This window comes from Rhodococcus sp. (in: high G+C Gram-positive bacteria) (genome assembly GCF_049286785.1).
Lineage (GTDB): Bacteria > Actinomycetota > Actinomycetes > Mycobacteriales > Mycobacteriaceae > Rhodococcus_F.
Genome location: NZ_JBAQEO010000871.1, coordinates 1 through 12,069, shown reverse-complemented (window position 1 = coordinate 12,069; position 12,069 = coordinate 1). Strand labels below are relative to the sequence as shown.

The window sequence follows — 12,069 nt, the reverse complement described above, 5'->3', positions numbered from 1 at the left end:
TGCTGACCCGGCCGTTCTCGCCGAACTCATAGAAGCCTGCGCCGGACTTCTTGCCCACCAAACCTGCTTCGACCATGCGAAGCAGCAACGGCGGGGCCGAGTACAACGGCTCCTTGAACTCTTCGTACATGGAGTCGGCGATGGACTTGACCGTGTCCAAACCGACGAGATCGGTAAGGGCGAGGGGTCCCATCGGGTGTGCCAGGCCGAGGACGACAGCCTTGTCCACGTCCTCCTTGGTGGCGAAACCGGACTCCACCATGCGGATCGCGGAGAGGAGGTACGGCACCAGGAGTGCGTTCACGACGAATCCGGAGCGATCGGCCGATCGGACGACCTGTTTGCCCAGCACCTGGCTCGCGAAGGCTTCGGCCCGCTCGGAGACCGTCTTACTCGTCTTGAGGGTGGTGACCAGCTCGACGAGAGGAAGAACCGGAACCGGATTGAAGAAGTGCATGCCGATGACCCGTTCGGGTCGTTTCGTGGCGATACCCAGCTTCATGATCGGAATGGACGACGTGTTGGACGCCAGCACAGCGTTCGGGTCCGTCACGACTTCGTCGAGTTCGGTGAAGATCTCGCTCTTGACCTTCTCGTCCTCGACGACGGCCTCCACGACGAGCTGCCGGTCCGCGAAATCACCCAGGTCGGAGGTGAAACGCAGCCGCCAGGCGGCCTGCTCACGCTCACGCTCGGTGATCTTGCCACTGCTCACTCCGCGATCGAGCGAACGCAGGATGCGTGAACGCCCTGCCGCCGCAAGTTCGCGGGTCTGCTCGAACACCAGGACGTCGACGTGCGCGCGAGCGCACACCTCTGCGATTCCGGCACCCATGATCCCGGCGCCGATCACGCCGACGCGCTGAATTTTTTCGCTGGTCACGTCAGCTCCTTTTCGTCTAGTGGAGTCGTCACCCGGGGAGGGGCCTGGTGGCCACTCCCCGGGCTTCGGCTTGATCAGGTAGAACCTCGATCGAATGCAGCCGCTCAGGCTGCCACCTCGGAAACGAGGCTCAGTGGAACTGACCCTCTTCGGTGGAACCCTTCAGGGCAGCCGTGGAGGTGTTGGGATCAACCGTGGTGGCGATGGTGTCGAAGTAGCCGGCACCGACCTCACGCTGGTGCTTGGTGGCGGTGTAGCCGCGTGCCTCGGCAGCGAACTCGCGCTCCTGCAGGTCGACGTAGGCCGTCATGCCATCGCGGGCGTAGCCGTGGGCCAGATCGAACATGCCGTAGTTCAGCGAGTGGAAGCCTGCCAGGGTGATGAACTGGAACTTGAACCCCATCGCGCCGAGCTCCTTCTGGAACTTCGCGATGGTCGCGTCGTCCAGGTGAGCCTTCCAGTTGAAGGACGGCGAGCAGTTGTACGCCAGCAGCTGGTCCGGGAACTCGCTGCGAACGGCCTCGGAGAACTTCTTGGCGAGCTCGAGGTCGGGCTTGCCGGTCTCCATCCAGATGAGGTCGGCGTACGGGGCGTACGCCTTGGCACGCGCGATGCAGGGATCGATACCGTTCTTGACGCCATAGAAGCCTTCGGCGGTACGGGTGCCGTCGAGGAACTCGCGGTCGCGCTCATCCACATCGGAGGTGATGAGGGTGGCGGCCTCCGCATCGGTGCGGGCGATGATCACGGACGGAACGTCCGCGACGTCGGAAGCAAGGCGGGCGGAGGTGAGGGTACGGATGTGCTGCTGCGTGGGGATGAGCACCTTGCCACCGAGGTGGCCGCACTTCTTCTCCGACGCGAGCTGGTCCTCCCAGTGCACACCGGCAGCACCGGCCACGATCATGGCCTTCTGCAGCTCGTATGCGTTGAGGGCGCCACCGAAGCCGGCTTCGGCGTCGGCGACGATCGGGGCGAGCCAGTTCTGGATCGAGGTGTCACCCTCGACCTTGGAGATTTCGTCGGCGCGGAGCAGCGCATTGTTGATTCGACGAACGACAGCCGGAACCGAGTTGGCCGGGTACAGGCTCTGGTCGGGGTAGGTGTGGCCCGAGAGGTTCGCATCGCCGGCAACCTGCCAGCCGGACAGGTAGATGGCCTTGAGGCCCGCGCGGACCTGCTGGACGGCCATGTTGCCGGTGAGGGCGCCGAGGGAGTTGATGTAGTCCTCGTTGTTCACGAGATCCCAGAGGATCTCGGAGCCGCGGCGAGCGAGGGTCTGCTCCTCGACGACGGTGCCCTGGAGCTTGACGACCTGCTCCGCGGTGTAGTTCCGGGTAGTTCCCTTCCAGCGCGGGTTGGTGTCCCAATCCTGCTGAATCTCAGCTGCGGTCTTCGGGGTGCCGGTGGTCGACATCAAGGCTCCATCTCTTCGATCTGCTGGCCCGGTACGGACGTACTGCTTCACATCCTTGCCAGGCCCTTCCTAGGTACTTACCGAGGATGACACAGACAAAAAGTGCCGTCTACCTGTTGCTAATGCCAATCTTGGCTAGCTTTTCAAACGCCTTTGCTAACTCTGCGAAGTAAAATTGCCGTCGCGGGCGATTTCTCGGGAACTCTCGACAGCCCGTTGGTTACCCGCCAGTAGGGAAAACCGCAGGCAGCACGGGGGGCTCGATCTCACACCGCACATGTCCGACACGTGCGGTGTGAGGGTGCCCGACAGACAGTGCCGGTGCGGTCTTTCGCAACCGGAACGAGCATTCTGTGACTGCAATCACGCCCAGTCGATTGCGCGCCGCCCCGGTCCGCCGCCCCAGAAGGCCGGCTCGGGACGCAAAGGCTGCGAATGGGGTGTTGCTAAGCGGCGAAGCCGCTCCTAACCTGGCGACATGTCGAAAACCTTCGTCGGCACCCGGTTGCGTCAGCTCCGCACCGAGCGTGGTCTCAGCCAGGCGGCGCTGGCCAAGTCGCTGGAGATCTCCGCCAGCTACCTCAACCAGATCGAGCACGACGTCCGGCCGTTGACGGTGCCGGTGCTGCTGCGGATCAGTGAGGTGTTCGGTGTCGACACCACGTTCTTCTCGTCGCAGGACGACACACGTCTGATCGCCGAGATGCGGGAGGTGGCCCTCGACCAGGAGATGGGTATCGACGCCGACGCCCAGGAGATCGCCGAGATGGTGGCGTCGCATCCCGGTCTGGCGAAGGCCATGGTCAACATGCACCGGCGGTTCCGCAACACCACCGCACAATTGGCGGCGGCAACCGAGGACCGCTACAGCGACGGCAGCGGCAGCGGTTCCATCACCATGCCGCACGAAGAGGTACGCGACTACTTCTATCAACGTCAGAACTACCTCCACGACCTCGATACGGCGGCGGAAGACCTCACGGCTCGCCTGCGCTTCCACCGCGGCGACGTGGGCGGTGAGATCGCGCGCAGGTTACAGACGGTGCACGACGTGCAGATCGTCAAACGCATCGACCTCGGCGAGAACGTGCTGCACCGCTATGACCCGGAGACGCGCGTGCTGGAGATCTCCACACACCTGTCGGGTGGACAGATGGTGTTCAAGTTCGCGACCGAGCTGGCCTACCTCGAATACGGGGAGCTGATCGACAAGATGGTCGCCGAGGGCGGTTTCACGAGCGACGAGTCCGTTGCCCTCGCCCGACTCGGCCTGGCCAACTACTTCGCCGCGGCCACCGTGCTCCCGTACGGGCAGTTCCACGACGTCGCCGAGGACTTCCGTTACGACATCGAGCGCCTGTCCGCCTTCTACTCGGTCAGTTACGAGACGGTCTGTCACCGGCTCTCGACGCTCCAGCGTCCCAAGCTGCGCGGTGTCCCGTTCATGTTCGTGCGCGTCGATCGGGCGGGGAACATGTCGAAACGGCAGTCGGCCACCGGCTTCCATTTTTCCACCAGCGGCGGCACCTGCCCGCTGTGGAACGTGTACGAGACGTTCGCCTACCCCGGCAAGATCATGACTCAGATCGCGCAGATGCCCGACGGGCGGCGTTATCTGTGGATCGCCCGCACGGTCGAACGGCGGGCGGCCCGGTACGGACAGCCGGCGAAGATCTTCGCGATCGGGCTGGGCTGCGAGATCCGGCACGCCCACCGCCTGGTCTACTCGGACGGACTCGACCTCGACAACGAGTCGAACCCCGGCACCCCCATCGGGTCGGGCTGCCGCGTGTGCGAGCGCGTCAACTGCCCCCAGCGTGCCTTCCCGCCGCTGGGCAAGCAGCTCGACATCAGCGAGCACCGCAGCTCGGTGTCACCGTATCTGATCCACTGAGAACGAGCACCTTTCAGGAATCCTTTGAACCCGCGGTAGGCTCTGCCCTCGTGCTGGGGGGATATTTCGAAGAAGGCCGTGTCCGTGCCGTACCCGCGTGCGCCGTCCTGATGGTGGGACTGCTCGCATCCGGGTGCGCTCAGTCGATCGAGGGCAGGGCCGCTGCGTCGGCCGGGGCAGCCGAACGCATTCCTGCTTCGTCGGCTGCGGACGCGGTCGGAGTGCCCGGTCCGGCTACGCCGACGGGCTGGCAGCCGGTGGCGGCCAAGCGTGGGCTCACCTACGACGTGCCGCCGGACTGGAATGTGTACTCGCCCGGAACACTGATCGGGTGGGAGAACGACGAAGGACCGATCCGCACCATGAGCGGGGCGTCCGAATTGAAATCTGTTGCCTGCAGCGAGCACTCCCGTGCCTTGGCGGGCGTTGCCGGCAGCGGAACTGTCGATCTGACGGCGGCGGCACAGGCCGACGCTGCCGCCGTCGAGTCGATCTTCACCTCCGAGTCGGGCCGGGTTCCCGAGGTGATACTCAGTGCACCGCGCGAGTTCTCGGTGTCCGGGCACCCCGCCGTCGAGATTTCGGCCACGGTCCGGAACATCGAGCAGGAGGACGGGTGCACGGCGCCGTCCGCTCGGTACACGGTCATCACGACAACCTCTGAGACCGAGCCGGACACCGTCGTATTCATCGTCACCACCGATCAGGGCGTGTCGGATGCCCCGGATACCGGACTCGCAGCGAAGATCGTCTCCACGCTGCGGCGCTCCGAGAACTGACACCGCGCCGAGAACTGACACCGCGCCCGGCGCCCATCCACCCGCAGACCGACTCCCAGGATGCAGAGGGAATCTTCTGCACGAACGGCGAATCGGTCTGCAACCGCGCGCAACTCAACTCCCGTGGGCTCACCATCCGGGATTGTTCACACGGCGGTAATCCGCGCCACGAACTTGTCACGGACAGTCACTCAGGCGCAACAACTGCCGCCTAATCTTCGGCACATCGAGCACGACTCTGTATACGCGGGGCGGATACACGTCTCGGGTTGCGGAGTCTCCCTTCCCCCGACCGAAAGGCCCGTACATGCGCACCTTCTCCAAGCGCGCCCTCGCTGCTCCGACCGCGCTCGCCGCGATCGGGCTCGTGCTGACCGGATGCGGCAGCAAGGCTTCCGACGAGACCGCCGGCGAGTCCACCGCAGCCTCCTGCGTGGACACCTCCGGCGACACGATCAAGGTCGGGTCGCTGAATTCGCTTTCCGGCACGATGGCCATCAGTGAGGTTACCGTCCGAGACTCGATCGCTCTCGCGGTCGAAGAGATCAACAACTCGGGTGGTGTGCTCGGCAAGCAGATCCAGATCGTCGCCGAGGACGGGGCTTCCGAGCCCACCGTATTCGCGGAGAAGGCCGAGAAGCTGATCAGCAGCGACTGTGTCGCAGCGGTATTCGGTGGCTGGACGTCATCGAGCCGCAAGGCGATGCTGCCGGTCTTCGAAGACAACAACTCGCTGCTCTACTACCCCGTGCAGTATGAGGGCCTCGAGGATTCGGACAACATCTTCTACACGGGTGCCACCACCAACCAGCAGATCGTGCCTGCCCTCGACTATCTGAAGGAGAAGGGCGTCAAGTCGCTGTACCTCGTCGGTAGCGATTACGTGTTCCCGCAGACGGCCAACCGGATAATCAAGGCATACACCGAGGCCAACGGCATCGAGATCAAGGGCGAGGACTACACACCGCTCGGCTCCACCGACTTCTCCACCATCGTCAACAAGGTCCGTGCCGCCGACGCGGACGCGGTGTTCAACACGCTCAACGGTGATTCCAACGTCGCCTTCTTCCGGGAGTACGCGAATGTGGGCCTGAAGGCCACCGACATGCCCGTCGTCTCGGTGTCGATCGCCGAGGAAGAGGTGGGCGGCATCGGTGTCCAGAACATCGAAGGCCAGCTGACGGCATGGGACTATTACCAGACCATCGACACCCCGGAGAACAAGACCTTCGTCGACGCGTACAAGGCGAAGTACGGCGCCGACAAGCCGACGTCCGACCCGATGGAAGCCGCCTATACCTCCGTCTACCTGTGGAAGAGCACGGTGGAGAAGGCCGATTCCTTTGCCACCGAGGATATTCAGCAAGCCGCTGACGGTGTCACCTTCGACGCGCCGGAGGGCAAGGTCACGATCGACGGCTCCAACAACCACATCACCAAGACCGCCCGGATCGGTGAGATCCGCGGCGACGGTCTCATCTATGCGGTCTGGGATTCAGGTTCACCGATCGAGCCGGACCCGTACCTGCAGTCCTACCCCTGGGCCGAGTCGCTCGGCAGTTAGTTCACCACTACACGAGCCGACAGGCAGAGGGAAGAAGGGACATACATCCATGGATGTAGTGATCGGACAGCTGTTCACGGGGTTGAGTATCGGATCGATTCTGCTGCTGGCGGCGTTGGGGTTGTCCTTGACGTTCGGTCAGATGGGCGTCATCAACATGGCGCACGGCGAGTTCATCATGGCCGGTTCGTACACGGCTTATGTGGTGCAGCAGGTTATTTCGAGCGCGACGGGTTCACTGTTCGTCTCTCTGCTCGTCGGTTTCGTGGTGGGTGGTGCAATGGGTGTACTCCTCGAGGTCACCTTGGTCAAGCGCATGTACCACCGCCCACTCGACACGTTGCTCGTGACGTTCGGGGTGGGCCTGGTACTCCAGCAGTTGGCGAGGGACATCTTCGGCGCGCCGGCAGTCAATGTCATCGCACCGGAATGGCTCTCCGGCGGCATCGAGATCTTCGGCGCCGTGGTACCCAGGACCCGTCTGTTCATCATGGTGCTGGCGGTCGCGGCGGTCGTCGTGTTGTCGCTGGCCATGCAGAAGTCGTCGATGGGACGCCGGATCCGTGCCGTCGTACAGAACCGTGACCTGGCGGAGACGAGCGGAATCTCCAGTCGCCGTACCGATGTCACCACGTTCTTCATCGGTTCCGGTCTGGCCGGTGTCGCCGGCGTCGCACTGACGCTCATCGGCTCGACCAGCCCCACCATCGGCCAAAGCTATCTGATAGACGCGTTCCTGGTGGTCGTGGTCGGTGGTCTGGGACAGATGAAGGGAGCGGTGATCGCCGCCTTCGCGCTCGGCATCCTCAATTCGTTCGTCGAGTACTCGACCACGGCATCGATCGCCAAGGTCATCGTGTTCGTGGCCATCGTGGTGTTCCTCCAGGCACGGCCACAGGGCCTGTTCGCAGTCAAGACGAGGAGTCTCGTATGAGCATCCTGACCAGTGGCCGCTACCGCGTCTGGGCGGGTTTCGCGGTGGCCGCATTGCTCCTGTTCGTAGTCGCCCCGGCAGTTCTCAGCGATTTCCGGTTGAATCTTCTCGGCAAGTTCCTGTGCTTCGCGATCGTCGCCGTCGGCATCGGTCTCGCCTGGGGCCGTGGCGGCATGCTCACGCTGGGTCAGGGTGTGTTCTTCGGACTCGGCGCCTACATGATGGCGATGCACCTGAAGATCGCCGACGCCGAACTGCGTGGCGACGCCGTGCCCGACTTCATGCAGATCGCAGGTCTGCGTGAGCTTCCCGGGTACTGGGTGCCGTTCACGTCCCCGATCGTCACCATCCTCGCGATCCTGCTGGTACCCGCACTGGTGGCGTTCTTCCTGGGCCTCGGCGTGTTCAAGCGACGGGTCAAGGGCGCCTACTTCGCGATCCTCAGCCAGGCGCTCGCTGCAGCCTTCGCGATCCTGCTGATCGGCCAGCAGAGCACCGGCGGCAGCAACGGCCTCAACCGGTTCCGCACCTTCTTCGGGTTCAATCTCAACGACCCCGCGAACAAACAGACGCTGTTCTTCATCGCGGCCGCCGTCCTCCTGGCCGTGGTGGCAATCACCCGGCAGCTGATGAACAGTCGCTACGGCGAACTCCTTGTCGCGGTGCGTGATCAGGAAGAACGAGTTCGCTTTCTCGGATACGACCCTGCCAACGTCAAACTCGTCGCCTACGTGACGGCCGCTTTCTTCGCGGGCCTCGCCGGAGCCCTGTTCGTGCCGATCGTCGGCATCATCTCCCCCGCCGATGTCGGTATCGTCCCGTCCATCGCGTTCCTGATCGGTGTGGCCATCGGCGGACGTGCCACTCTGCTCGGCCCGGTTCTCGGCGCCATCGGTGTGGCCTGGGCACAGAGCGCGTTCTCCGAGTCGTTCCCGTCGGGGTGGACCTACGCGCAGGGCCTGCTGTTCATCGTCGTAGTCGGGTTCTTCCCCGCCGGTGTGGCCGGTCTGATCGCACTACTGAAGCGGCGCAAGAAGACCGAGGACCTGCCGCCTCCGGACACCGCGTCCGGCGGCGATTCGGTCGACGAAACGGAACTGGAGGTGGCCCGATGACCGGCGCTGCGCACAAGCAACCCGTCCTCGGCGGCAATGCCGGAATGTCCAGCGAGTACCTCGAGGTTCGCGACCTGCGGGTGAGCTTCGACGGCTTCAAGGCCGTCGATGGTGTCGATCTCACCCTGTTGCAGGGTGATCTGCGGTTCCTGATCGGACCCAACGGCGCCGGCAAGACCACGCTCGTCGACGCCATCACCGGACTGGTTCCGGCCACGGGTTCGGTCACCAAGTCCGGGGTGGAACTGATCGGCAAGAAGGTGCACGAGATCGCCCGGCTCGGAGTGGGCCGCACCTTCCAGACCGCAAGCGTATTCGAAGAACTGACCGTGCTGCAGAACCTCGACATCGCGGCGGGAGCAGGCCGGTCGGCCCTGACCCTGCTACGGAAGCGCAAGACCGCGGCGCCGCAGATCGAGGAGGCGCTCGAGGTCACCGGGCTGGGCAGGCTCCGCGACACCCTCGCGGGAATTCTGGCGCACGGGCAGAAGCAGTGGCTCGAGATCGGAATGCTGCTGGTGCAGAACTGCTCTGTTCTCCTACTCGACGAGCCGGTGGCCGGCATGAGCCACGAGGAGCGGGAAGAGACCGGGAACCTGTTGCGCCGCATCGGCGGTGAACGCACCGTCGTGGTGGTCGAACACGACATGGACTTCATGCGCACCTTCGCCACATCGGTCTCCGTCCTGCACGCCGGCAAGGTCCTCAGCGAGGGCACCGTCGAGCAGGTGCAGGCCGATCCCCGAGTGCAGGAGGTGTACCTCGGGACCACCGCAGCCGGCGATGCCCCCGAACTGCAGTCCGAGATCGAAAGAGAGGACAGCGATGCTCGAGCTTGACGAGGTCCGCGCGGGCTACGGCCGCACCGAGGTGATTCACGGAGTGTCCGTGGCCGTCCCTCCGGACGGTGTGGCTGCCGTGATGGGACACAACGGCGCCGGAAAGACCACACTCCTACGCGCCGCGGTGGGGCTGATCAAAATAAATTCGGGCCGGGTGATGTTCGACGGTGAGGACATCACCACCCTGCGTCCGAGCGCCCGGGTAGCGCGCGGCCTGGCCTACGTTCCCCAGGGTCAGCAGTCGTTCGGTCAGCTGACCACCGCCGAGAACCTGCAGGTGGTGGCCGACGGACGTCAACGCGGCAAGCAGCTGATCGAAGAAGCACTCGAACTGTTTCCCGCCCTGCGCGGACTTCTCGACCGGCGGGCCGGGTTGCTCTCGGGCGGTCAGCGTCAGCAGCTGGCCATCGCCCGGGCCCTGATCACCGAACCGAAGATGCTGATCCTCGACGAACCCACCGAGGGCATTCAGCCGTCCGTGGTCGCGGAGATCGAACGCACCATCATCGAACTCACTCACCGCGGCGGTCTCGGAGTTCTGCTGGTGGAACAGCACGTCGGTTTCGCGCTCGAATCGGCCGAACGCTACTACGTCCTCGAATCGGGAAGAGTCACCTCTTCGGGTGCCGGCGGCGCAGCACCCGACTCCGATGTCCGTTCCGCGGTCTCCGACGTCCGCGCGGCAATGGCCATCTGATGATCCGCCGACAGCCGGTCGGTTCCCTCAGCGACCGGGTGTACGCGTCACTGCGCAGTGACCTGACGAGCGGTCGGATTCCGCCCGGTCAGCGACTCGGGGAAGAGCGTCTGGCGGATATCTACGGAGTGTCACGCACACCTGTGCGGGAGGCGATGGCCCGCTTGCTCGCCGACGGCCTGATCCAGCGGGACATGGGAGGGCTCTTCCCGTACCGGCCCAGGATCGACGAACTCGCCGGACTCTACGAATTGCGCATCACGCTCGAACTTCAGGGAATATCCCGGGTCCGCGCCGATGAGTCGCTCAGTCACGACCCGGGCATCCTGCGGCCCGAACTCGAGAGTTGGTACGCGTTGCGGGCCGACACACCCGGCCCCGACGCCCGGTTCGTGGCTCTCGACGAGCAGTTCCACACTGTTCTGCTGCGGGCGGCAGGCAACCTCGCGCTCTCCGACGCCCTCGCGAACGTCAATGCCAAGGTCCGGCCGGTGCGGATGTTCGACAACCTCACACCCGATCGCATGAGCGCCACCATCGACGAACACATCTCGGTGGCGGAGCTGGCCCTGAACGGCGATCTCGACGCGGCGTACGACATTCTGTTCGCTCACATCAGCGAGTCTCGGGACATGGTGATCGACCGCGCTGAGCAGGCTCTGTCCTACGCGCGGATGGCATGGGCGGTCCGCGATTGAGACAAGCGTCCAAGCGGAGACCCGTTTTCTCCTTGCCGGAGGCCGGGCTGATGCTAGCGTCGTTACTACCGCTCGGTAATACAGCGCCGGTCTCGCCAGACGCCTCCATTGCGCTCCCATGAGGCCGCGCACCGAATAGAAGGGGGCGGCGTGACCGCACGGATCCCACCGGGACGCTTCAAGGAACTCGGCCCGGTGAACTGGGTGCTCTGGCGCATCCTCTCGCTCGCGGCGGGCGCCCCCGATGCGCATCTGTTCAGCACCCTGGGCCGCACCAGAGGGCTGTTCCGGGGGTGGTTGCACTACTCCGGCAAGCTGATGCCGGGCGGGAAGATCTCCCGGCACGAGACGGAACTGATCATCTTGCGCGTGGCTCACCTGCGCGGATGCGACTACGAGATAGATCATCACGTGCGGCTCGGCCGTCGCGCCGGGGTGACATCCGAACTGGTCGAGCAGGTGTTCGCGGGACCGTCCGCTGCAGGATGGAGTGCACGCCACCGCGCCGTCCTCACCGCGGTGGATCAACTGGTCGCCACCAAGAACATCGACGACAACGCCTGGTCCACCCTCACGATGTTCTTCGATGACCGCCGGATCATCGAATTCTGCTTGCTCGTGACCCAGTACGACGCACTGGCCACCACCATCGGCACCTTGCGGATCGAACGCGACTTCCCGTAGTCGCGCAAGCTCCCAGCGTATTCGCCGCCACCCGTGAGTACTTGTTAACAACAGGCGGCTAGGAAGTGCTCACAGCGAGGACGACGCGACGGCCGGTGTCGAGTTCCGTCCGATCAGGTTCTGCAGGTCTCCGCTCTGCAGATCTCCGCTCTTGCGTGTCGAGCGCACCGACGGCCACCCTTCCGGTCCCGACGAATTTCACTGGGCGGCGCATGTCCCCCACGCCCGCGCGGGTATCCACCGTCCCCGCCCACCTGCGGGCTCGACGCCTGACCTCGGCAGCCGGCCCTCCGTCCACTCATCCTTCGGCCGGGAGCGCCGACACCGCCGCGCGCGGCCTGAGGGCGTTTCTCGCCATCCTCAACCGGGGCCCTGCACCCCACACCGAATGTTTCATACATCACACGAATAAACACCAGAAACAAACGTCGCTCATATTTCGGCGTGAATAACTTTTATTGATCAAGTGTCCAAATCAAAATGGTCGGTTGTCTAATTTCAATATGTGAGAAGTTCGCTTTTTCTGAAACGCTTCGCCCTCATCCATGCGATAGGGATAGTA

General features: G+C 64.2%; 11 protein-coding genes. 9 read left to right on the top strand and 2 right to left on the bottom strand.

All coding sequences use genetic code 11. The features are described 5' to 3' along the window. Nucleotides 1-883: 3-hydroxybutyryl-CoA dehydrogenase (locus WAW17_RS31115; RefSeq protein WP_422336687.1), on the bottom strand; the 883-nt coding region annotated here is incomplete at its 3' end. A gap of 130 nt (nucleotides 884-1,013) precedes the next feature. Continuing rightward, complete coding sequence (gene aceA / locus WAW17_RS31110) at nucleotides 1,014-2,300, bottom strand: isocitrate lyase (protein ID WP_422336686.1); 1,287 nt, start codon at nucleotides 2,298-2,300, stop codon at nucleotides 1,014-1,016. Between the two features lie 478 nt (nucleotides 2,301-2,778). Here aceA and ramB point away from each other — a divergent pair, with 478 nt between their 5' ends. From ramB to WAW17_RS31065, 9 genes are all read left to right on the top strand, one after another. Continuing rightward, on the top strand, nucleotides 2,779-4,194 hold the full coding sequence (gene ramB / locus WAW17_RS31105; protein WP_422336685.1) for an acetate metabolism transcriptional regulator RamB: 1,416 nt from the start codon (nucleotides 2,779-2,781) through the stop codon (nucleotides 4,192-4,194). 50 nt (nucleotides 4,195-4,244) lie between these two features. Further along, entirely contained in the window at nucleotides 4,245-4,973 is a 729-nt protein-coding gene (locus tag WAW17_RS31100) for a hypothetical protein (protein WP_422336684.1), read from the top strand. Between the two features lie 307 nt (nucleotides 4,974-5,280). After that, nucleotides 5,281-6,537: an urea ABC transporter substrate-binding protein gene (gene urtA, locus WAW17_RS31095; protein WP_422336683.1), complete on the top strand. Its 1,257-nt coding sequence runs from the start codon at nucleotides 5,281-5,283 to the stop codon at nucleotides 6,535-6,537. Nucleotides 6,538-6,586: 49 nt separating this feature from the next. Then, complete coding sequence (urtB, locus tag WAW17_RS31090; RefSeq protein ID WP_422336682.1) at nucleotides 6,587-7,471, top strand: urea ABC transporter permease subunit UrtB; 885 nt, start codon at nucleotides 6,587-6,589, stop codon at nucleotides 7,469-7,471. Next, complete coding sequence (gene urtC / locus WAW17_RS31085) at nucleotides 7,468-8,586, top strand: urea ABC transporter permease subunit UrtC (RefSeq protein WP_422336681.1); 1,119 nt, start codon at nucleotides 7,468-7,470, stop codon at nucleotides 8,584-8,586. The genes urtB and urtC overlap by 4 nt, the downstream gene beginning before the upstream one ends. After that, a complete protein-coding gene (gene urtD / locus WAW17_RS31080) occupies nucleotides 8,583-9,425 on the top strand; it encodes an urea ABC transporter ATP-binding protein UrtD (protein ID WP_422336680.1) in 843 nt (280 codons plus the stop codon). Before urtC ends, urtD begins: the two co-directional genes overlap by 4 nt. Next, nucleotides 9,412-10,125: an urea ABC transporter ATP-binding subunit UrtE gene (gene urtE / locus WAW17_RS31075; protein WP_422336679.1), complete on the top strand. Its 714-nt coding sequence runs from the start codon at nucleotides 9,412-9,414 to the stop codon at nucleotides 10,123-10,125. Before urtD ends, urtE begins: the two co-directional genes overlap by 14 nt. Continuing rightward, the gene (locus WAW17_RS31070; RefSeq protein ID WP_422336678.1) at nucleotides 10,125-10,823 is read left to right on the top strand and encodes a GntR family transcriptional regulator; all 699 of its coding nucleotides are present in this window, start codon (nucleotides 10,125-10,127) and stop codon (nucleotides 10,821-10,823) included. Before urtE ends, WAW17_RS31070 begins: the two co-directional genes overlap by 1 nt. A 150-nt stretch (nucleotides 10,824-10,973) precedes the next feature. Then, entirely contained in the window at nucleotides 10,974-11,507 is a 534-nt protein-coding gene (locus tag WAW17_RS31065; protein ID WP_422336677.1) for a carboxymuconolactone decarboxylase family protein, read from the top strand. Nucleotides 11,508-12,069 lie beyond the last annotated feature (562 nt).